We start from the raw sequence: 22,365 nt of genomic DNA on the forward strand, positions 1-22,365 counted from the left end.
TTTCCATACCGAGGGCGACTTTTCCCTCAACCACAAAACAATCGAGAACCAACCGTAAAAAATGATGAGAAGATCTTTGCTCCTGCTTTTGGTATGTATCTGTATCGGGATCCAATCCTACGCCCAGTCTACAGATCACTTGTTGAAACCCATTCCCGACAAACTGGTGGTCCTGACTTTTGACGACGGGGTGAGTACCCACGCCACCTACGTCGCGCCGCTTCTGAAAAAATACGGATTCGGCGGCAGCTTTTACGTTTGCGAATTCCCCCCCGATTTTGAGGATAAACACAAGTACATGACTTGGGAGCAGATCCGGGGATTACACGACCTGGGGTTTGAAGTCGCCAATCACACCGGTCGGCATACGCATCTCGACGAAGTAGATGAAGTGGGGATCACCCGCGAACTGGAATACATCGAAGATCGCTGCGCCCAGTACGGCATTCCCAAGCCGAATACTTTTGCTTATCCGGCCTACTATACCAACCCGAAGGCGATTCCCATTATGGCCAAAAAGGGCTACACCTTCGCGCGGATCGGCGGAGGCCGTCCCTACGACCCCAGGGTGGATCATCCCTATTTTATTCCCAGTTACAGTACAACGGGAGATGATAAATTGCGGGTACTGGAAGCCATTCAGCAGGCCCGGGACGGTAAGATCGTTGTACTGACTGTGCACGGTGTGCCGGATTACGCCCACGATTGGGTGACCACACCGCGCGATCTATTCGAAGCTTACCTGCAATACCTGCGGGACAATCAGTATAAAGTAATCAGTCTGGCGGACCTGGCGGAGTACATCGATCCGGTAGCTGCCCGCAAAAATATTCCGGCTACGGTCCCGGACCCGAAAGGTAAACCGGTCGTGCTGCCGGAAACGGTTGGTATTAATATCGATTACGGGAAAACGGTTGGCGATATGGATCCGGTGTACGCCTGGTTTGGCCACGATGAGCCCAATTACACCTACATGAAAGACGGCCGTAAATTGTTGTCCGGGCTGGCGGATCTGAGTCCGGTACCCGTGTACGTACGTACCCACAACCTGCTGACCACCGGCGACGGCAGTCCGGCGCTGAAATGGGGCTCCACCAACGCCTACACCGAGGATGAGCAGGGGCGGCCGGTGTACGACTGGACGATCGTGGACAAGATCTTTGATACCTACGTGGAGCGGGGTATGAAACCGCTGGTGGAGATCGGATTCATGCCCAAAGCGCTCTCTTCCAAACCGGAACCTTACCGGCACGACTGGGCACCGGGCAATCCCTACGGCAACATTTACACCGGCTGGGCTTATCCTCCGGAAGATTATACGAAATGGGCCGAACTGGTCTACCAGTGGGTCCGACACGCCGTGGATCGCTACGGGAAAACCGAAGTGGAAAGCTGGTACTGGGAACCCTGGAACGAACCAAACATCGGCTACTGGCAGGGCACCACCGAAGAATACCTCAAGCTATACGATTATACCGCCGATGCGGTGAAAAGAGCCCTGCCCACGGCCATCATCGGCGGGCCTCACTCCACCGGTCCTTCCTGGGATAAAGCGGCCGAATTTCTGGAAACTTTCCTGCAGCACTGCATCGATGGAAAAAATTACGCAACGGGGGAAAGCGGAGCCCCACTGGATTTCGTAGCCTTTCACGCCAAGGGCGGTCCGAAATTTATCGAAGACCACGTGCAAATGAACCTGGGGACACAGATGCGGGATGTTTCCCGGGGTTTTGAGATCGTCGCTTCCTTTCCGGCGTGGAAGAACCTGCCGATCGTCATCGGCGAGTCCGATCCGGAAGGTTGTGCGGCCTGCTCCATGGATGTGTATCCGCACAACGGCTACCGCAACGGGACGATGTATTCGAGTTATACCGCGGCGGCTTTCGCCCGCAAAATGGCACTGGCCGATCATTTTGGCGTCAATTTTAAAGGCGCGGTCACCTGGGCGTTCGAGTTTGAAGATCAGCCCTGGTTTCATGGCTTTCGCGACCTGGCGACCAACGGTATCGACAAACCGGTCCTGAATGTATTCCGCATGTTCGGCATGATGTCCGGTCGGCGGGCAGCAGTATCGGGAGATCTGGCCTATGATTTCCGGACGGTACGGGATTCCAGTGTGCGGGGAGCAAAAACGGATGTGAATGCCTTAGCTACGATCGGGGAGCACAGTGCCGAGATAATGGTCTGGAATTATCACGATGATGATCGTTTGGGGCCGGCGGTACCGGTAAACCTGAACCTGAGCGGTCTGCCGGACGGGAAAATGCAGGTGCAACACTACCGGGTGGACGCCACGCACAGCAATGCCTATACCGCCTGGAAAAAAATGGGATCCCCCCAGTATCCGAATTCCCGGCAGGTGGCGGAACTGGAAGCGGCCAGCGGACTCGAACTTTTAGAAAACCCGAAATGGGAAGAAACCCAAGCGGGCAAGCTGGAACTAAATATCAGCATTCCCCGGCAGGGCGTGTCGCTGTTGAAGTTGAGGTGGTAGATCTGCCGGTAATGCTCAGTTCGAGACTATTGTGTCCCCCGAAAATTATCAACAATCGTAGCGCAAAACGATATGATACCAACGAAAAAATACTTTCTTATAACGGCTATTCTGGTTGCCTGTTTATTTACTGGCTGGCTGGCCTGCACGACGGCTACCGAACTGCCTGAAGGCACCGAACCGGACTGGCCGGAGATCACCCAGACCGCCAAACCCTGGACGCGCTGGTGGTGGCACGGCAGCGCCGTGAACAAAACCGACCTGAGCCGGGAACTGGAAGCCTACCAGCAGGCCGGACTGGGTGGAGTGGAACTGACGCCCATCTTTGGCGTTATCGGTCGGGAAGATGAGTTCCTGAATTATTTGTCGCCGGAGTGGATGGACATGTTCAATCATAGTTTGCAGGAAACCCAACGCCTGGATATGGGCATGGATATGGCTACCGGTACGGGCTGGCCGTTTGGTGGCCCCTGGGTAGGTGCCGACGATGCCCCCAAGTACGTTACGCATAAGACGTATACGCTCAGCGGCGGCCAACGTCTGCGGGAAGCGATCACTTACACCCAGGAACCGGTGCTGCGGGCGGTGCGCAATCAGTTGTACCAACTGTACGGCATCTTACTTAAGGAAGGGGAAAAGCCAACCGGCTCCATGGAAAACCCGGTCCAGATCAACACTGATGACCGGCTGCGGATCGAAGATCTGGTCGAGCCGGTAGCGGCCAATGAAAACCTGCAGGCGCTGGCGCTGGACCAGGTGCGTTTTGAAAAACCCTTACCTCTCCAAAGCCTGATGGCCTATTCCAAAGCCGGTGAGATCGAAGACCTTACCGACCGGCTCGATGCCCAAGGGCAGTTAGACTGGACCGCGCCGGCCGGGGAATGGACGCTGTACGCCGTCTTCCAGGGCTGGCACGGAAAAATGGTGGAACGCGCCGCGCCGGGCGGGGAAGGCAATACCCTGGATCACTTTTCGGAACCGGCGATCCGTAATTATTTGTCGCGTTTCGATTCCGCTTTCGCCAATCAAGACATTATCGGCTTGCGTGCCTTTTTCAACGATTCCTACGAAGTGGACGACGCCCGGGGAAATGCCGACTGGACGCCTCGTTTTTTTGAAGAATTTGAAACCCGCCGGGACTACGATCTGCGGGACCACCTGCCGGCCCTGTTCGGTGATGCCCCGGACGAGAAGGAGATCGTGCGGGTGAATATGGACTTTCAGGAAACGTTATCCGATCTGCTGCTGGAAACTTTCACGCAGTCCTGGCACGACTGGGCCCACGATCAGCAGTCCATCATCCGAAATCAGGCCCACGGTTCACCCTCGAATATTCTGGATCTTTATGCGGCCAGCGATATTCCCGAAACGGAAGGGGCGGAATTGCTGATGATCAAATTTGCCTCCTCGGCCGCCCATGTGGCGGGCCGTCAACTGGTCTCTTCCGAATCGGCTACCTGGCTAAATGAGCACTTTCTTTCTTCGCTTGCGGACATCCGACGCAATCTGGAACGCTATTTTCTGGGCGGGGTTAATCACGTATTTTACCACGGTACGACTTACAGCCCGGAGGATGAGGCCTGGCCGGGGCGTCTGTTCTACGCGGCGGTCCACCTCAATCCACGCAATTCCCTCTGGAAGGATTTCGGAGCGCTGAATACCTACGCAGCCCGGGTACAGTCTTTTTTGCAGGACGGACGGCCCGCCAATGATGTATTGTTATATTTTCCCATTTACGATCGGTTTGCCGAACAGGAACCGGGAGCTATCGAGCATTTTCACGGCAAGGAGGCCGGCTTTACCGCCTCCAACATGCGGGCCAATGCGGCAACTATGCAGGAAAACGGCTTTACGTACGATTACATCTCGGATCGGCAGATCCGTGAGCTTGAGAATGCCGGTAATACCCTGACGAGCGGCGGACTAAGCTACCAGACCATAGTAATACCCGAAACGGAATACATGCCGCTGGAAACCTTTGAAAAATTGACTGTACTGGCCGAAAACGGCGCTACGGTGATCGTACACCGGCAGCTGCCGGAAACGGTGCCCGGATTAGGGACTCTGGAGGAACGCGAACAGGCATTGGCTGACCTAAAAGCCAGGCTGGACTTTAATACAGCGAACGGAGTCGAAACAGCCACACTGGGTGCCGGACTTTTTCTCCGGGGCGACAACCTGGAAGCATTACTGCTTGCAGCAGGTGTACAGAGGGAGAATATGACCGACGAAGGGCTGCAGTTTACGCGCCGAAGCCATGCGGATGGGCACCACTACTTTATTGCCAACTGGACGCAGCAGCCCATAAATAGTTGGGTGACACTCGGCGTACCGGCCGGATCGGCCTACCTGTTCGATGCCGTAAGCGGCGCCAAAGGCGTTGCAGAAACCCGTACCAATCAAAATGGGGACTTGGAAGTTCGCCTGCAATTGGGACCGGATCAAAGCCTGATTCTCAAAAGCTTCTCCACTGAGGTCGGTGGAAAACCCTATCCCTACCTGACGCCTAACGGCAATGCTCAGGTACTGGGAGGACCGTGGACGATCACATTTGCTGCCGGCGGCCCGGAATTGCCCGCATCCACCCGGATCGGGGCGCTGGGGCCGTGGACCGATCAGGAGGGAGCCGCTTTTCGGAATTTCTCCGGAACAGCTGTTTACCAGACGAATTTTTCCCGACCGGAAAGTGCCGACGGTACCAACGGCTGGATACTGGATCTGGGAAAGGTGGCCGTTAGCGCCCGGGTGACCCTCAACGGAGAGGACCTGGGAACCCGGATCGGCCCGGATTACCGGATCGTCGTACCGGCGGAAAAGATCCGGCAAGAGAATACCCTGGAAGTAGCCGTTTCTAATCTAATGGCCAATCGCATCGCGGAACTGGACCGCCAGGAAACCCTTTACAAAAAGTTTTATAATGTGAACTTCCCGGCCCGACTGCAGGAGAACCGGTCCGAGAACGGCTTATTCACCGCCGCTGGTTGGGAACCCTTGCCATCGGGACTATTGGGGCCGGTCCGGCTGCTCCCAGTCACTATAGCAGAATAAAAATTACTTTAATTTCGGCTTCGGCAGAAAGATCATTAAAAGAAAATAGCGTTGAAAAATAAGACCAACATGCACTTGAAAAGTTATTTGTTTTACCTCCTGCTGGGGACTTTCTTATATCCTGGCCTGGTTGCGGGGCAGGATGATCGTCCGATCGATCGGCAGGCCCTGGTCAGTCGACAGAATGTCCTGCTGGAAGCCGTGGACACCTTGGGCTCGCTCTCGGTGGGTAACGGGGAATTCGCCTTTACCGTGGATGCTTCGGGCCTGCAGACCTTTGCGCTGGAATACGAACAGGGCGTTTCGCTGGGCACCCAGTCGCAGTGGGGCTGGCACAGTATTCCCAACCCGGATAACTACGGGCGGGACGATGTGACGGAGCGTTACGAAACCTGCAATGACCGGGAGATCCCGGTGATGACCCAACACAGTGAAGGCCGGGCGGCCGATGCGGCCAATTGGTTGCGCAGTAATCCGCACCGACTCCATCTGGGCCTGATCGGATTGACCATCACTAAAACCAACGGCGAACTTATCAAACTTGCGGATCTGCAAGATATTGACCAGGAGCTGGATCTGTGGACGGGAAAGATCACCAGTTCGTATACTATCGAAGGCGAACCGGTCAAAGTGGAACTGTATGGCCACCAATCGGAGGATCAGATCGCCTTTCGCATCACTTCACCGCTCATCAAGGCCGGACGCCTGCGGATCTCCCTGCGCTTTCCTTACGGGAAAGAGTGCCACGTTTGCCCGGGTTACGACTGGGATGCCAACGATAAACACCAGACCAATATCATTGAGGCGGGCGGCAACGGGGTATCGCTCAAACGCTCGCTGGATTCCACCCAATACTTCGTGGATGCGACCTGGGAGGGTACCGGCATCCTCCGGGCCATGGCCAATCATCATTTTGAATTGATCCCCGGGAAAGACCAGGCGAGTTTTAGTGCCGGTATCCGCTTTCGCAATCAGGCCGCAGAGCAATCCGTCAGTGGTTTTGTCGCTACGCGGGAAAACAGCGAACAGGCCTGGCAGGACTTCTGGGCAGCGGGCGCTGCCATCGATTTTTCCGGCAGTACGGATCCCCGCGCGGCGGAGTTGGAACGGCGCATCATCCTATCCCAGTACCTGACCCGGATCCAGTGTGCGGGCTCCTTACCGCCCCAGGAAACGGGGCTGATCTTCAACAGCTGGTACGGCAAATTTCACCTGGAGATGACCTGGTGGCACGGTGTACATTTCGCCCTGTGGGATCGCATTGATCTGCTGGAAAAAAGCATGTGGTGGTACGACGACATCATAGAAAGTGCGGCCGCTACCGCAGAGTGGCAGGGTTTTGCCGGGGTGCGTTGGCCGAAAATGACGGGGCCTTCCGGTCGGTCCAGCCCTTCGAGCGTGGGTGAGTTCCTGCTCTGGCAACAACCGCATCCCCTCTACTTTGCCGAATTGATCTACCGCCAAAGACCGGAACGGGCTACCCTGGAAAAATACCGTGATATCGTTTTCCGGACGGCTGAGTTCATGGCCTCGGTGGCTCAATACAACGAAGACGACGGCAAATATCACCTTTGCCATCCGCTCATTCCCGCACAGGAGATCTTTCACGCTACCGAAACGGACGATCCGCCCTTTGAACTGGCCTACTGGCACTACGGTTTATCCGTGGCGCAGGAATGGCGGAAACGACTGGGACTGGCCCCGGATGCCGGCTGGCAACGAGTGATCGATCAACTGGCCCCGCTGCCGCAGGCTGATGCCTTGTATCTACCGGCCGCCCGGGCCTACGAAGCTTATACCGATGATGATAATCGCAGGGATCACCCTGTTGTATTGGGGGCTTACGGCATGCTGCCGCTCAGTCCGAAGATCGATCCGGAGATCATGGGCAATACGTTTGACGAGATCATGAAGCACTGGAACTGGCAGACCACCTGGGGCTGGGATTATCCGATGATGGCCATGACGGCGGCCCGCCTCGGGAAGCCGGAAGCGGCCATCGACGCTCTCTTCCTGGATGCCCAGAAGAATACCTATCTGGTCAATGGACATAATTACCAAAGCCAACGACTCCGCATCTACCTGCCGGGCAACGGTGGCCTGTTGACGGCCGTGGCCATGATGGCCGCCGGCTGGGACGGCGCGCCGGATCGACCGGCTCCGGGTTTTCCGGCTGATGGAAGCTGGCGAGTAAAGTGGGAAGGCTTGAAAAAAATGCCCTGATCGGTCAGAAACTTTATCCGGGTCTGTCGAAGATGAAAGGCAGACCTGGATATGCGATACAAAATAAAATCTATGGGGCTCTACGGTAGATATGTACTGCCCAAACTCGTCAACTGGGCCTGTCGGCAGGGGCCACCCATGCAGCAGCGCGCCAGGCTGATCCCGGCCGCTGAGGGCAAGGTGTTGGAGATCGGTATCGGTTCCGGACTGAATCTGGGTTTCTACGATGCGAAAAAAGTGCAGAGCGTAGTCGGTATAGATCCCTCGGAAGCAACCTGGCGGCAGCACGACATCGATCTGCATTCGCTGCCTTTTGCTTTTGAATTTATCGCCGCTCCGGCTGAATCCATTCCCGTAGAGGACGGCATTTTTGATACGATCGTAACAACTTATACCCTCTGTACTATTCCCGATTATGAGCAGGCTTTCGCCGAATTCCGGCGTGTACTGAAACCGGGCGGTCAACTGTTGTTCTGTGAGCACGGACGGGCACCGGATACCGGAGTAGCCAAATGGCAGGACCGCATCAATCCCATCTGGAAAAAGTTCGGTGGCGGCTGCAACCTCAACCGGAATATTCCCGCGCTGATCCGGGAAAATGGGTTTCAGATTACAGATCTGGAAACGTTGTATTTGCCCGGTTGGAAACCGGCTACTTTTAATTTTCGGGGACGGGCCAGGCTCTAAAAAAATAAAACCAGCTCTGGGTAAGGAAAAATTTATCAATTCCCGGACGGCTTTTATTAGTGAGATGCTTGGAACTCATCGGATAACATGTAGCTCTCCCTGGTACATTTTCCGGACGCCATTGGCAAATTCCACAGATGCCTCCCATACGTACACGCCCTGAGGAACCAATTTACCACGATAGATACCATCCCAGGCACCCGCGGGTCGGGTTTCTTCCAGCAGGTCGGTTCGCCAAACCTGCTCTCCCCAGGGAGCATATACGATCAGGTCGTAATCAACAATGCCTAATCCAACTGGTTTGAATACCCGATGAAGATCTTCGCCGTATTCCGGTGTCATAGCATTGTGGGCGTAAAAAGTGCCGATAAATTCCGGACTGATCACCTGGGAAACGGTATCGACACAGGTAAACGCACCATTATTATCCTGATAAGCAATCAAAGTTACTTCCAGTGGACCGTTGATGTCATATTCGTATTCAAAATCGACCGCTGTAGATTCGGTTCCGTCGCCTAGCATCCACAGAAAACGATCGGCATTAGTACTTTCGTTCTCAAAACGTACTTCGCCTTTCAGCATACTTGATTCGTTCGGAAAGGCCGTGAATGCGGCCATGGGACTGCTGTAAACTTGTATGGCTGCTGTTGAATCCAGGATGTCTATACACTGGTTGCCGTAGCGGGCAATTAGCCGGAGATCGTGCGATCCCAGTTCGGTGGCTGGAAAACTTGGGGTAGCTTCCTCACTGACCAATTGGTCGTCCAGATACCAGGAAAAGCTCAGGGCTTCCCGACTGGTATTCCGGACGCTTACCGTAAAAGGCGCGCATCCTTCGGCGGGAAGAAGTTCAAATGAAGCCCGGGGTTGCCCATTGACGACGATCTCTTGTGTCGTGGACTGTTCGCAGCCAAACTCGTTGATAGCGGTCAGCTGCACTTCATAAATATCCGGCACACTGAAGGAATGAGTAGGTTGCGTCTCCGCGGATGCTGCTCCGTCTCCGAAATCCCAGGCTAGATCGGTGGCGCCGGTCGTCTGACTGGTAAAGTCCACCGGTACGGGTGCTCCGCAGCTATCCCTTTTCGAATATTGAAAATTCACGTCCGGTTGGGGATAGACAATAATTTGCACCTGGGCTGTATCCACAGGGCATTGGTTATTACTCTGTGCGATCAGGGTAACCGGATAGGTCCCGGGAAGGCTAAACAAATGTATCGGGTCGGTAATGTCGACCGTATTGCCGTCGTTGAAGATCCATCGATACTGATCAGCATGGATGCTGGTATTGGTAAAATCGATGGAAAGGGGCGGGCAGCCTGCCCGCAGATCCGGAGAGAAGCCGGCTTCCGGAGAGGGTAAATACTCAATCACTTGTCGGATGCTGTCCCGGCAACCGGCAGCATTCTCTGCGGTCAGCATAATATCAACCGGGCCGGAATCCGGTACCCAATAAACCGGAGATCGCTGGGTGGAACGATCTTCATTTATCTTCCAGATAAACTGACCGGCATCAACCGAAGACAAGTTTTGTAGTAGCAGGCTGTCGTGTCCGGTACAAAAGCGATCATTCACTATGGCGAAGTCAGATTTCGGCGGCTCATGGACAGTGATGGTTTCGTAGAGCGTATCCGAAAAACAACCATTGGCATCGCGGGCTACCAGGGAAATGATAAAGTCACCACTTCGCTCGAAGGTAAAGGTGGGATCGGACTGGGTAGAGGCGTGCCCGTCGTGCCCAAATCCCCATAGATAGCTTGCCGCCTGCAGGCTTTCATTGGTAAACTCTACCGTTAGTGGGGCGCAGCCGATTGAATCGGAAAGGCTGAAGTGGGCCCGGGGTAAGCCGGTTACTTCGATCTGTCGACTATACGTTGCCGGGCAGTCGTTAAGTTCGGAAAATACCGTCAGGGTAACCGTAAAGTTTCCGGTAGTATCGTATCGATGTGTAGGGTTTAATTCGCTGCTGATGGTTCCGTCTCCAAAATCCCAGCGTGCACCGCTAATACCCGAGCTGGTATTTTGAAAATAAGTAGCAGCCCCCAGACATACGGAAAGCGGAGCATTGAATCCCGCCTCCGGGGCGGGCAATACCGTGATCATGGCCGTATCCAGGTCAGCTCCGCAACGGGCGGCAGCTAGCAGTACGGTATAATCCCCGGCTTCTTCCAGAAAAAACGATGGATTGGGCTGATTGCTGCTGCCAACCCGGCTACCATCCGATGCCAGTATCGACCAGCTCAGAAAAGAGCCCGGAGTGGAAGCAGAAACTGGCTGGAAATTAAATGGAGAGCAGCCCGCGCTGGTATCCAGGTCAATAAACGCTTCCACATCCGGAGGAAAGACTGTAACGGTCCGGCCGGCGGTATCTACTCCGCATGCATTGCTGGCGATGAGTGTGATCTCGTAGGTGCTGATCTCATCCGGAGGAGTCGTGTATACCGGATCGGCTGGCAGCGAATCGGTCGACGTGGTTCCATTGCCAAAGTCCCAGGAAAAAGTATCCGGGTTTCCGACTGTAGGATTAGCCAGTTCGATAATGAGGGGCGAACAACCATCATCGACGTTCAATCCGATCATGGCGGTGGGATAAGGATGTACCAATACCGAATCCTGCAGAGGCACTGTCCCGCACAAGTTATCTACTTCCAGGAGTATTCGAAAATAGGTGTCCTCGGTTATGCTATCGAGCAGGATCGGGCCGGGCTGTTCTTGTCGAATGGTATCTCCGTCAATATACCAGGTGCTGCTGATCCCATCTCCGGTGCTGGTATTGTTCAGGTTGAGTTCGAAGGCCGCGCAGCCTTCCCGTTCATCGATGGAAAATCCCGGTTTGGGTGGTTCCGTAATGTAGAGGTCTATACTGGCCGATGCACTGCACCCGGCAGCATTGGTAGACAGGTGCTCGATCGTATAATTCCCGGCGGTGGTATAGGTGTATTGGGGCGCGCAATCCGAGCGTGTATCGCCGTTGCCCAGGTCCCATGAACACTGCAGACTGGGATCGGTACTGGCTGGAAGTAGGCGAAACGTTTCGTTGATGCAGGCGGTGCCGTCGAGGATGAATCCCGGATCCGGATTGGCATTAAGTATAAAAGTACGGGTAGCGCAATCCTGACAACCGGCTACAACCTGACTTTCCAGACAATAGCGATAGATATATTGACTGTCGGTCTTGATCTGAGTGAGATCAATAATGCCGTTCTGGTCATCATTTAGGTGCTCTCCTTCCCAATAGCCTCCGGCCGGACTTTGTCCGGTTAATTGATAAGTAGATTCGGTGCTTTCGCAAATGGCTACCGGCGGCCCGGCCATCAGACTGGCACCGACGTCGATTATTTCAATATTCACCTGACCGTCCTGAGCGCAAGTGGTGCCGGCCGCATATTCATAGGTGTACGCAGCGGGTCCGCCACCCGCTGCTTTGAGGTCGATGAGACCGGTTACGGCATCGATGCCGGGCCCATCCCACACTCCTCCCGATAAATTGGTCGACAACTGCAGCATCAATTCTGAAATGCAAACACTGGTATCCTGGGGAGCCAGCATAAGCAATTCGGGTTCAGCCAGTCGGATCAATGCACTGTCCGTAACAATGCAGGCATTGTGGCGGTAGGTAAAATAAACGGTATAGTTGCCCGCAGCCAACCCACTTTGTCCGGCATTAAAGATACCCTGATCGGGGATCGTAATTCCGGGGCCTTCCCAGGTAAATTGACCGCCAGTTGGACTGGCCTGAACATTCAGCCGGGAGCCCAGGTCGATATCCTGATCGGATACGCACAGGTCAAGTTCTGGCAGACTGTTCAGTTCGGGAAAAGCTTCGGTCGTGACCATGACTTCGGCCATAACCGGGCATCCACTTGCATCCGTGAGCTCATATCGGACCGTGTCCGTACCAATGCCGGCCGATAATGGATCGTATACCCCAGTAATGGCATTGATATGGGCTCCCTGCCAGGTGCCGCCATTTGGATTGGCTGTCAGGGCTTCCGGTCCGCTGTTCTCGCAAAAGATCGGAGGTGGATCAATAGCAATAGTGGTGGAGGCGGCGATAAATATATCTTCCTGATCGCCGGACTGACAGCCGGGACTTCCGATTTCGTAGCTGATCACATAGGACATTCCGGGGGTAAGCGTAGCCGGATCAAATATTTCTAATCCAGGAGTGATTCCCGGTCCGGTCCAGGTGCCGCCGTCGATATTCGCGCTGAGTGTAATGGGGGCGGAGCCGGAGCAAATGGTATCCGGTAGGGGCGTGATCTCCGGCTGTTGTTTCTGAAAGACCAGTACATCTACACTGTCACTTACTTCTCCGCAATCGTTGGAAACGCGCAGGATCACCTTCCCATTTTCCTGGAATACGACATTGGAAAAATCTGGTCCGGAAGCAGAAGACGGGGTTCCATTGATAAAGGTCCAGTTGATCTCGGAGACGTCATTGCTGAAGTTTGGTGACAGGTCGGCGGCACTGAGGCTCAGCGTTTCGCAACCCGCTGGCGGTGCATCAATGTCGGCCAAAGGCGCCTGCCCCAACGTGAGGGTAATGGTCTTCTCTTCTACGCCGCAAACGTTGCGGGCCGTTTGGGTAATGTTGTATTCTCCGGGTTGTTTAAACCGGACATTGATGTCATTGGTAGCCAGAGTCTGGACGGTGTCAGTAAAGCACCATTTCAGCGTATCAGCGGGGGTGATGTTCCAGACGGTATTGCTGAATTCGTTGGCCCGGTCAAAAAGATCTACAGTTTTAGGTGCACAAAGATTTTCGGTCGGGTAAATAAAATCCGCCATCGGCTGTCCGACCACCTTTATCTTTCGACTGGTGGTATGCTCTCCACAGGAATTTTCCACTGTTAATTTGACCGTGTATTCTCCCGGGGAAGTGAATGGATAGCTGGGATTCTCTTCGGTGGAAGTATTACCATCGCCAAATTCCCATAAATAGGATTCCGCGTTGCAACTACTGTTAGTAGGGGTAAAGGGATCAGTTATACAGATCTCGTCGGGCGTATCTATCCGGGCAACCGGCCGCATGCGAACGGAAACGAGCGTGCTGTTCCAGTTACAACTTATGCCTTCATCGCAACGTTTGGCGCCCACAAAGCAAATGAACTGATTGAAAATAGCTCCGGTTTCGCAGCGATCGATCCCCTGAAAGTCGTATTCGTGGGTGACATTATCGTAGTTCAGCACCGTATCGATGGTACCGTCGCCCCAGTCGATATAAAATTCATCGAAATCTTTCGTGGAGCTTGTATTGGCGAGGGTGATGGTGCTGTTCTCACAAAAAACATTATTGCCGCTGGGAGCAAATGAGACAAAAACGGGACCACAGGCATCATTGTTACAGATATCAATGGTACAGTTATTATTCTGCCCAAAAAGGGTTGTGGAGAATGAGCTGATAAAAAGCAAAAGCCCAAAGATCCTTTTGATTGATTGCATAGTGCTGATTACTTTTTATACCAGATATTTTCGTAAAGTTTACGGTGACTGTTGGATACTTTGGGACAGAGGTGACGGTTTTTACCCGCCCGGAGGTCGTGTTTCCCATTTCGGCGACTACTGCACATCGGGCTGTAGGAAAGATGATAAGCGATACCAAATTCCAGGATCGGTCCAACCCGATTTTTCAGACCACTGACGCCAATAGAGTAGCTGAAACCGAGATCCAGTCGGCTTTGACTATCCGAAAGTTCTCCCAGGATCTGGTTGAACTCGATAGCAATGCTGAGCCAGTTGGTATTGGTCCTTTCCGGATTAGCCCAGCGGGAGGAATGGTAAAATACACTTAGGGCCGTCAGATTATTCCATCCGGCCCGGAGCCCGGTTTCCCAGTATTGCAATTGCTCCTGCCGCTGAAAAAATACCTGAGGACGTAGGGATATGATGTCCCGGTTGCGGTTAAACGGGTATAGTTCCACCGCGGCATGCAGGGTGTACCTGCTGGCCAGGGTGGTTCCGATCCCCAGTAAGGATTCGTCATTTCCGAACTGGCGGGGATTGATCAGGTCCAGTACATTATGCAGACTGGCTCCGTAAGTGATGTAGTAAGGCTGTCGGTTCTGGTTGCGCTCTACTACATGCTGGTTAACAAAACCCAGCGCGGGAGCAAAAAAGGTGCGGGAAGTACCGGCATCTTCCGGAATGATGAAAGTGGTCTGATTGGGATTACCGAAAGCGTCGAAAAGCCCGTATTTAAAATCGAGCTGATCAGCAAAACTGAGTTTATTGAAATCTAATCTCTTGCCACCCCACTGGAAGTTCAATCCGAAGCGGGTGGTCATACTGTGGTAGCCATCGTCAAAGAACAGGAAACTGGCTGATATTTTTCCCCCGACCATCCAGGTACGCAGCATACCCGCTCCTTCTTCATCCTGTAGCAGTTGGATGCCGTAATCGTAAATATTTTGGCAGGCGAGACTTTCTTCGTAATTGAAGAATTTGGTCTCAAACGGTTTTACCCGGGCGCTTTGCCACTGGGTTTTATATTTGGCACTGAACATGGCCGAACCGCGAATACCGGTAAAAGCGGGGTTATACCAGGACCGATTGTTGTGAAAATGGACCATAAAAGGATCCTGGGCCCCAACGGGCGACAATGAACAGCAAGCCCAAAGTAAAACTCCGGTTACATACCTGAATAATCTATAGTTCATTTAAACAGGGGTTTGTTTTAGGTGAATTGGGATCAGACCAAAAGGATCATCCTGTTGATCTTCGAAAAGATCGCGATCCGGGGTATAGGTGATTGCGAGCGGGCATTTTCGGGACTCTATACAAACCTTCCCGCCTACTTATACCGCCGCTGATAATACTTAATAATCTCACTACCCTTCTTAATATGCGTATTGGCATTACCCGTACGGACGATAAATTCCTCCTGTTCTTCCTGTTGGTTATAGGTTCGGAAAAAGACGGGTGAACGGGCTGCGTCGCAGTCGATACGTACGATGGTCTTACCGTAAATGCCTTCCAGTTCAAAATGGACCAGGTTGTTGAAAAAGGTGCCGAGGCGTAGCCGGATCAGGCTCCGGATGTCCCGCTCAAATTTGTCCAGGTCTTTGGTGGTAGCGTCCACACCGGCCACCTGCCCGCCGTCAGTTACGCCGACAAAAACTGTTCCTCCGTGGAGGTTCATGAATCCGCAGAGGGTGCGGACGATCGGGGTACGTACTTCGCGGTTTATCGAGGTTTTGAATTCCCGGCTCTCGCTTTCGCCCTTGCGGATCATTTCCTGACTGGAAAGCAGCTCTTCCTGGTAGAAATAGCTGATCATTTTTTTGGTGAGGGCCCGGACAAGTTTCAGGATCAGACTGCTGGGCAGGATCTCCGGATTAAAGAAAATTTCGCTATTGAAGACGATCAATTTGGACGGTTCCAGAGCCCGGACGGTGCCCAGGCGGTGCTTTTCGGAAAAAACGGCGATCTCTCCGAAAATATCACCGGCGATACATTCTTTGTAGTCATTACTCTTGAGTCGGATGGAGAACTTACCGTGGATAACGATAAAGAATTTTTTGCCCTCTTCTTCCACCGAAAATACCTGGTTGCCCTCGAAAAACTCCTGGGTATCCACCAGCGTGAGCAGCATCTGTTTTTCTTTCAGATTGAAAATCGCAAAATCAGGGCATCGGTCAAAGGCATCTAAAATCTCCTTTTGGTCAGGGGAGAGGGAATTGGGTGTATAGGTCATTACTTGATCATATTTAGAAGGTTTTGGGTAAAATGCTGCCGCCCTGAAGTACCGAACATTGAAAATTAATAAAACTTGGATTTACCGCAACCTGTCCCGCCACGGGGCAACCGCGCAGCGGTCGGGAAGACCGCAAAGCCGCCAAGTTTTACAATGAATTCTTTCGAAAAAATTTGCTGATGCAAATTTTTCGATCTTTATCGGCATTAACGGTTAAGAACGCAAAGGTTAGTGGATTTGCCGACGGCAAATTCACTAAAAAAGCTTAACGTCTTGGCTGCTTCGCGGTGAAATTCAGTTATTTCTGGTTTTTGATTATTAAATATTAATATTCCTCACTATAGGACGGCAGTCCGGCTATCCGGAAGGTCGATTTAAGTTGCTTTGTGACCAGTCAATGAATGTAGTTGCGGCCGTTGCGGAGAAAGGCCTTTTTGCGGGGTTTGGTTCGATAAGCGATCTTGTACATTGGAAAAAAGTGGGAAGCGTACCTTCCACTTTACCTGCCGGCAAACTGTACGCTCTCCCTATAACTAGGACTTAGGCAACCCACTGTGGGCCGCGCTCACCCGAGAAGGGTGAGATTTCCGGCAGGACTTCATTTCCACCACCAGGCTCAGCGAAAAACGCGTTGGAACAATAGGAAACATCAGGGCAAACTGGAGTCTGGAGTAGTAGTTACTATCTGACCGTTCCATGAGCGGAAGCGGCCGTTTCGGGCTTTATAGCATCTGATGCTGTTGCATGTAACGGTACAGGTCAAAGGTGCGGTTGACGTTTACTTTGCTCCGCATCCGGCGCAGGTGGGTCTGAAAAGTGTGCTCGGATATACCGAGCGCTTCGGAGGCCTGCGCGATCGTCGGATGCTTGGCCCAGGCCTTAACAATGGCCCGCTGCCGTTCGGTGAATTTCATTTTGGGTGTTTTGTCCATAGTACTATTTTTCGCTATCTTCATTTTTTTGAAAGTTTCCGGTTTATAAAAATCTCTCTGCGCTTTCTGTAGCATAAAGTTGGGATATCTGTGGCACCTTTTCCCGGACATTTTCCTGCCAGATTTTGCTGATTTTAAGAAAAAAAATTTCTGGAGTCTTCCTGAGGCTCTATAGGTATATTATTGTTTTTCAGTATTTTATATGTAATGTTTGATTTATGAGGATAACTTTTGAAGGTGAGGATTTTGCAAAAAAAGAACTTGAAAAATTTTTCGAAACTTTTGATCTGCTGACGGAATCCGAGCGGGTTCCCTTTGTCGGTTTTCTGGAATCTCCCTATTTCAACGATGAACCCCGCATAGCTTTACTCTACCAGCGCATTTTGGATAGCTGGGGCCAGGGATCGGGGCGGATGAACGGCCGGCCGTTGCTGCAGTTCGTATTTGGTGATCTGGCCGAAAAGAAGGCTAAATCCCTGCTTCGGAAATTCCTGAAGCAATTGCCGGACCTACTGCTGACCTATATGGATCACGAAGAGATCAGGACCAATAATTTGTTCGGTGATCGGGTACGGGTTATGCAATTGAAGAAGCGTGTCGATTCCGATCTGTTCCAGGGATCCGCCGCCCGGATGGAACACACCCTTGCCGGCCGTACGCCGACGCTCATGCAGCTTCAGGAATATTGGTGGTTATACCATCAGCTTTATTTCTATCAGTATGCCCAGCAGTACGACAAGCGGGATACGCAACGATTGCGGAATGCCAGTTTGTATCTGGAAGATTTTTACCAGCTTACTTCGCTGCGCTATTACTGCGAGGTACTCAACCGCGAAAGGATCGTGGGTAAGGAAAAAGGTTTTGAATCCCTGACCCAGAGCGCCGGTAAATTTATTGATGAAACGAGCTCCCGGCCAATTATCGCTTTTTACAGTATGCTGGCCCGGGTACTGCAATTTCCCAAAGACCCAAAGATCTACGAACGCTTTAAAGCTTACTATCGCGAGTATTGCGGGGAGCTGGCCAAACCCGACCAACTGGTCATGATCAAATGCGTCTTCAATGTCTGTATCCGCAATTACGAAGCGGGGAACGCCAATGGGCCGGAGGAATTGATCTTCTGGGCGAAGGAGGGCGTAGTGGAAGGAGTCTTTCTTTTCGAGAATAGCCTGTCTGACAAGGAATATCTCAACATCGCGATCGCGGCCGGCCTGGCCGGTGAACTAGCTTTTATGAAAGAATTCGTGGAGGATTACAAAGCAAAAATGGAAGAAAAGATCCGGGAACAGGCCTACCAGATGGCCCGGATCTATCTGGATTTCTTCGGTAGAGATCTACCGGCTGTTCTGGAACGCCTTTACGAATATTTTCCTCCCCAGAAATCTTTTGATCCTATCTATACACTTCGGTCCAAAGTGTTCTACATTCTTACCTATCTGATGCTTTGTATCGAAAATATGGAGGCCCCCGAAAACGAGGAAGATTACGACGACGCATTTGAGAGTCATATGCAAGCCTACCGGAAATACGTCGACCGCGCTTCCTTTCTTGATGAAGACCGGCGAGCGCCCTACAAGAAGTTTTATAATGTCTGTCAGAAAGTATTTAACTATACGACGGGCTCTCCGGACCGCCGAACCGAAGCTAACAAAGCCGCAATACTGGAAATGGTAACCGACGAAAAAGCATTGTTGGGGAGGGGAGTGCTGCTTGCTATGATCCGGGAATTAAAAACCCGGTGAAAAGCCGAAGCTTTCCACCGGGTGACCATTAACAGTCTACAGGATCAGAATATCGTCCATGACGATGCTGGTCGTATCCGGCTCGGGGCTGGATTCCAGCAAGATGGGCGTATCCTCAAAAGGGACGTCATCACAGCCGGTACATTCCGTATCATCGCCGTTCTTGGTGCAACTGCTTGCAACCAACGCCAGGAGGCAGAGTGCAATTAAACCTTTGAATACCCGGTGGATAGACCGGGGCTGTTGTTTCAATGCGGGCATAGTTGCCTCTTTCCCCTGGTCGACATTTCGACCCCGGGAAACATTCAGATTGAACCTTTCCATGTTAGTAAAAATTAAAAGTGAGGCCTACTCACTTTTTGCCTGCGGGCGCCCTCCGCAAAGGCTTTTCGGCATAACTCCTACTCGACAAATCATTGAAGAGTTACAAAAGCGTAATCCGTCATTGGTGGCTAACCGGCATAGATCGGGCTGTCCGGACGAGGCCCGAAACCGTTGATCAGACGTGCAGGTTTTGTACCAATTATTAATTACTGGTTCAAAGATAAAGGCTTCATTACTAGATGAAAAGGCGGAATCACGTTTCCTGGGGTTTACGGAAATTCTAGGAAATTTCTGTAAATTTCTCAACTTCAAAGAAGGCTATCGGACCCGCCAGAGAGATGGGTAAAAACCGTATAGCGAGCGAAATTTGCGGGCCGGATCTTTGCTATCTGACCGTATGGTGAAGTTGACAAACTAAGGGCGGAACTACAAAAATGGCCTGTAGCAATTTTAGGGTAAATGGAAGAGCAGGGTAGAAACTTTCGAAGATGCGCTGCAAGTATTAAAACCCCGCCCGAATAGGGGAGTAAGCCGTATACCGGATATTAATCGAGTACAATCATAAACATACTTTAACAACCTGGACCCATCGTGAATACTTATCAAAAACATCAGCAGATACTGCTTGCCGTCTTTAAATTTTTATCCGAGCACCCCGATGCCATGTACACCCAAAAGGAGATGACCCGAAAGCTCAAGATTCTGGGGGTGCAGGTCTCGACCGGCCAGTTCAATAAAGCCGTAAAAGAGAATCAGATCGGTAAGAAATCCCTGATCGATATCTGTCGCGGCCTGGAAAAGATCCTGGCCCTGGAATTCAATATGGCCTACGAACCCGAAAAAGATACCTTTAAGGAAAATGTTGATCCCAACTGGAAAAAGATCATCATCGGTAAGCACGAAACCCCGGAGCCCCAGCAGCATCCCAATCTTTCGGATGATCCCAACACCGCTAACTTCCTGCTGCAAAAAGGGCGGATGACGGTCACGGAAAAGGCCGATTTCATGTCTACGGCCCAGAAAGAGGTGATCCTGGTGGGCGTCCGGTTGCGGCAGTTCTGTTCCTACTTCAATAAACGGAGCGATGCGGAGTTTAAAAACCGGATCGCCCGGATACTGGAAAGGGGCGTTGACATCAACTGCTACCTGCTAGATCCGGATTGCCATGCGGCCCGTTTTTATCTGGAGGACCGGGGCGAAAGTCTGGTTGATGAAAAGAATGGAGATCAGGTGATCCTGGAAGTCATTCGGGACCTGAAGATCATCAGCCGGGAATTTACCGATAAAGGCTACAAAGGGCAGTTAAATATCTATAAGTATCGCCATATTCCCCACAACTATTTCATGGCCGTTGACGGAGATACCCCCCAGGGCAAGATTGCCGGCTCCCACTATCTGTACGGGGTGATGCGTAGTAAGGCACCGGTTTTTGCCTTCGAAAGACGGACGGATGAAGATCTGTTTGCCTTGTACTGGAAATCCCTGCAAAGTGTTTGTTCGGGCGCCCGGCAGATCGAAGTGTAAAGTGCCTGCCGTTCATGACAGTTTTCCAGAATTTGCCCGAGCCGGTGCCGAAGTGCGGACTATCGGGTGCGGAAAACGGTCCTAATCTTTAGAGGTCTTGCGGAAATTTCGGATATTATACCCCATTATCTACGCTGCTATTCAACCGGGCTATCCATTACAATCAGGATCCACTGCAACGAATTATGGAACAGATCGGCATTCGGCCCCGGCCGGATGACGGTTGCCAACACCGCAAGACATGTACCAACCCAAGATCGAAACCTTCCCCCTGGAGGAACTACGCCGGCTGCAGGATAACCGCCTGGCCGCTACCATGCACCGGATGTACGAAAAGATACCGTTCTACCGGCAGTTATTTGAGTCCAAAGGCATACATCCCAACGATATCAGGGGGGTAGCGGACCTGCACCGTCTGCCCTTTACCCGAAAAACCGACCTGAGGGATAATTACCCTTTCGCCATGTTTGCGGAGCCGATGTCCGAAGTGAGGCGCATCCACGCTTCAAGTGGAACCACCGGTAAGCCGACCGTAGTGGGATATACCCAAAATGATCTCGATATCTTTGACGATGTGGTGGCCCGTTCTCTGGTTTGTGCCGGGGCTCGGCCGGGCATGAAGCTTCACAATGCCTACGGTTACGGTCTTTTTACCGGCGGACTGGGAATGCACGGTGGCGCTACCAAACTCGGCATGGCGGTCATTCCGGTATCCGGAGGTATGACGGATCGCCAACTCACCATCCTCCAGGATTTCGGTCCGGAAGTGATTTGCTGCACCCCTTCCTACGCCCAAACCCTGGCCGAAGAATGTGCCCAACGCGGCATCGACCCGAAGGCACTGGCGGTACAATACGCCGTACTCGGCGCGGAACCCTGGACGGAGACCATTCGCCGTCAGGTAGAAAGTGGCCTGAACGTAACCGCTACCAATATCTACGGGCTCAGTGAGATCATCGGCCCGGGAGTATCCCAGGAAGATTTTGAGGAAAAAGGGACGGGCAGTTATGTTTGGGAAGATCATTTTTTCCCGGAGGTAGTCGACCGGAATACCGGTGAGCCGCTGCCGTACGGCGAAGAAGGGGTCTTGGTCTTTACGACCATCACGAAGGAGGCTTTTCCCTTGCTGCGCTACTGGACCAACGACATCTGCTCCATTAATTACGATGCAAACGCCAAACGGACGCACATCAAGATGTCGCCGATCCGGGGACGGGCGGATGATATGCTGATCATCCGCGGCGTCAACCTGTTTTACACCCAGGTAGAAGAGGTAATTGAGCAACTGGACTACCTGCAGCCCAATTACCAACTGGTCGTTCGCCGGGAACGCACCATGGATGAGGTCACGGTGCGGGTAGAAGTGGCCGAGGGCGTAAATAAAGAAGACGCCAGGCTGAAAAACCTGCTGGCCGGCAAGATCAAAAACACCATCGGTATTTCCATGGAAGTGATCCTGGAATCCTTCGGGGCCATTCCCCGCAGTGCGGGCGGGAAACTCAGTAGGGTAGTGGACGAGCGGAAATTATAGATCGGGTCCGATTGATCCTCCCGAATCCTTTTGAATTATTCAGCTGAATCGAAATAGCTTCTATTATGAGGCTGAATAGCCATTTGTTGCAAGTTGCGGGTTAGCGAGTTCCCCAAGCCGCAACTCACAACAAAAGACAGCATATTTTCTACTGGAAATCAGCT

The 22,365-nt window shown here is 52.4% G+C and carries 12 protein-coding genes and 2 pseudogenes; 8 read left to right on the forward strand and 6 right to left on the reverse strand.

Features of this window, described 5'->3' with window-relative positions; translation table 11 throughout:
- Positions 1-64 precede the first annotated feature (64 nt).
- The 5 genes and pseudogenes from CRP01_RS43490 to CRP01_RS27935 all read left to right on the forward strand — a co-directional run.
- A pseudogene (locus CRP01_RS43490) lies at positions 65-520 on the forward strand (polysaccharide deacetylase family protein); the annotation flags it as partial.
- A 348-nt stretch (positions 521-868) separates the two neighbouring features.
- A complete protein-coding gene (locus CRP01_RS42760; protein WP_394337773.1) occupies positions 869-2,494 on the forward strand; it encodes a GH39 family glycosyl hydrolase in 1,626 nt (541 codons plus the stop codon).
- 72 nt (positions 2,495-2,566) lie between these two features.
- Positions 2,567-5,542, forward strand: a complete 2,976-nt coding sequence (locus CRP01_RS27925) for a glycosyl hydrolase (RefSeq protein WP_099153357.1) — start codon at positions 2,567-2,569, stop codon at positions 5,540-5,542.
- 69 nt (positions 5,543-5,611) lie between these two features.
- Positions 5,612-7,765, forward strand: coding sequence for a hypothetical protein (locus CRP01_RS27930; protein ID WP_222845824.1), 2,154 nt, complete (start codon positions 5,612-5,614; stop codon positions 7,763-7,765).
- 72 nt (positions 7,766-7,837) lie between these two features.
- The gene (locus CRP01_RS27935; RefSeq protein ID WP_099153359.1) at positions 7,838-8,452 is read left to right on the forward strand and encodes a class I SAM-dependent methyltransferase; all 615 of its coding nucleotides are present in this window, start codon (positions 7,838-7,840) and stop codon (positions 8,450-8,452) included.
- 75 nt (positions 8,453-8,527) lie between these two features.
- Here CRP01_RS27935 and CRP01_RS27940 read toward each other — a convergent pair whose 3' ends face one another.
- The 5 genes and pseudogenes from CRP01_RS27940 to CRP01_RS42480 form a co-directional block, all read right to left on the reverse strand.
- A complete protein-coding gene (locus CRP01_RS27940; RefSeq protein WP_099153360.1) occupies positions 8,528-13,897 on the reverse strand; it encodes a PKD domain-containing protein in 5,370 nt (1,789 codons plus the stop codon).
- 8 nt (positions 13,898-13,905) lie between these two features.
- Positions 13,906-15,111 carry a type IX secretion system membrane protein PorP/SprF gene (locus CRP01_RS27945; protein ID WP_099153361.1) on the reverse strand — a complete coding sequence of 402 codons (1,206 nt, stop codon included), beginning with the start codon at positions 15,109-15,111 and terminating at the stop codon, positions 13,906-13,908.
- Between the two features lie 134 nt (positions 15,112-15,245).
- Complete coding sequence (locus tag CRP01_RS43495; RefSeq protein WP_394337774.1) at positions 15,246-15,731, reverse strand: AlbA family DNA-binding domain-containing protein; 486 nt, start codon at positions 15,729-15,731, stop codon at positions 15,246-15,248.
- Between the two features lie 75 nt (positions 15,732-15,806).
- A pseudogene (locus CRP01_RS43500) lies at positions 15,807-16,148 on the reverse strand (cyclic nucleotide-binding domain-containing protein); the annotation flags it as partial.
- Between the two features lie 722 nt (positions 16,149-16,870).
- On the reverse strand, positions 16,871-17,062 hold the full coding sequence (locus tag CRP01_RS42480) for a LuxR C-terminal-related transcriptional regulator (protein WP_170110568.1): 192 nt from the start codon (positions 17,060-17,062) through the stop codon (positions 16,871-16,873).
- Positions 17,063-17,298: 236 nt separating this feature from the next.
- Here CRP01_RS42480 and CRP01_RS27960 point away from each other — a divergent pair, with 236 nt between their 5' ends.
- Positions 17,299-18,822, forward strand: a complete 1,524-nt coding sequence (locus CRP01_RS27960; RefSeq protein ID WP_099153364.1) for a hypothetical protein — start codon at positions 17,299-17,301, stop codon at positions 18,820-18,822.
- Positions 18,823-18,858: 36 nt separating this feature from the next.
- Here the strand turns inward: CRP01_RS27960 and CRP01_RS27965 are convergent, their stop codons facing one another.
- A complete protein-coding gene (locus CRP01_RS27965) occupies positions 18,859-19,146 on the reverse strand; it encodes a hypothetical protein (RefSeq protein WP_099153365.1) in 288 nt (95 codons plus the stop codon).
- A gap of 591 nt (positions 19,147-19,737) precedes the next feature.
- Here CRP01_RS27965 and CRP01_RS27970 point away from each other — a divergent pair.
- Both CRP01_RS27970 and CRP01_RS27975 read left to right on the forward strand, forming a co-directional pair.
- Complete coding sequence (locus CRP01_RS27970; RefSeq protein WP_099153366.1) at positions 19,738-20,670, forward strand: hypothetical protein; 933 nt, start codon at positions 19,738-19,740, stop codon at positions 20,668-20,670.
- Between the two features lie 241 nt (positions 20,671-20,911).
- A complete protein-coding gene (locus CRP01_RS27975) occupies positions 20,912-22,201 on the forward strand; it encodes a phenylacetate--CoA ligase family protein (RefSeq protein WP_099153367.1) in 1,290 nt (429 codons plus the stop codon).
- Positions 22,202-22,365 lie beyond the last annotated feature (164 nt).

It is taken from the genome of Flavilitoribacter nigricans DSM 23189 = NBRC 102662, assembly GCF_002646595.1.
Taxonomy (GTDB): Bacteria; Bacteroidota; Bacteroidia; order Chitinophagales; family Saprospiraceae; genus Flavilitoribacter; species Flavilitoribacter nigricans.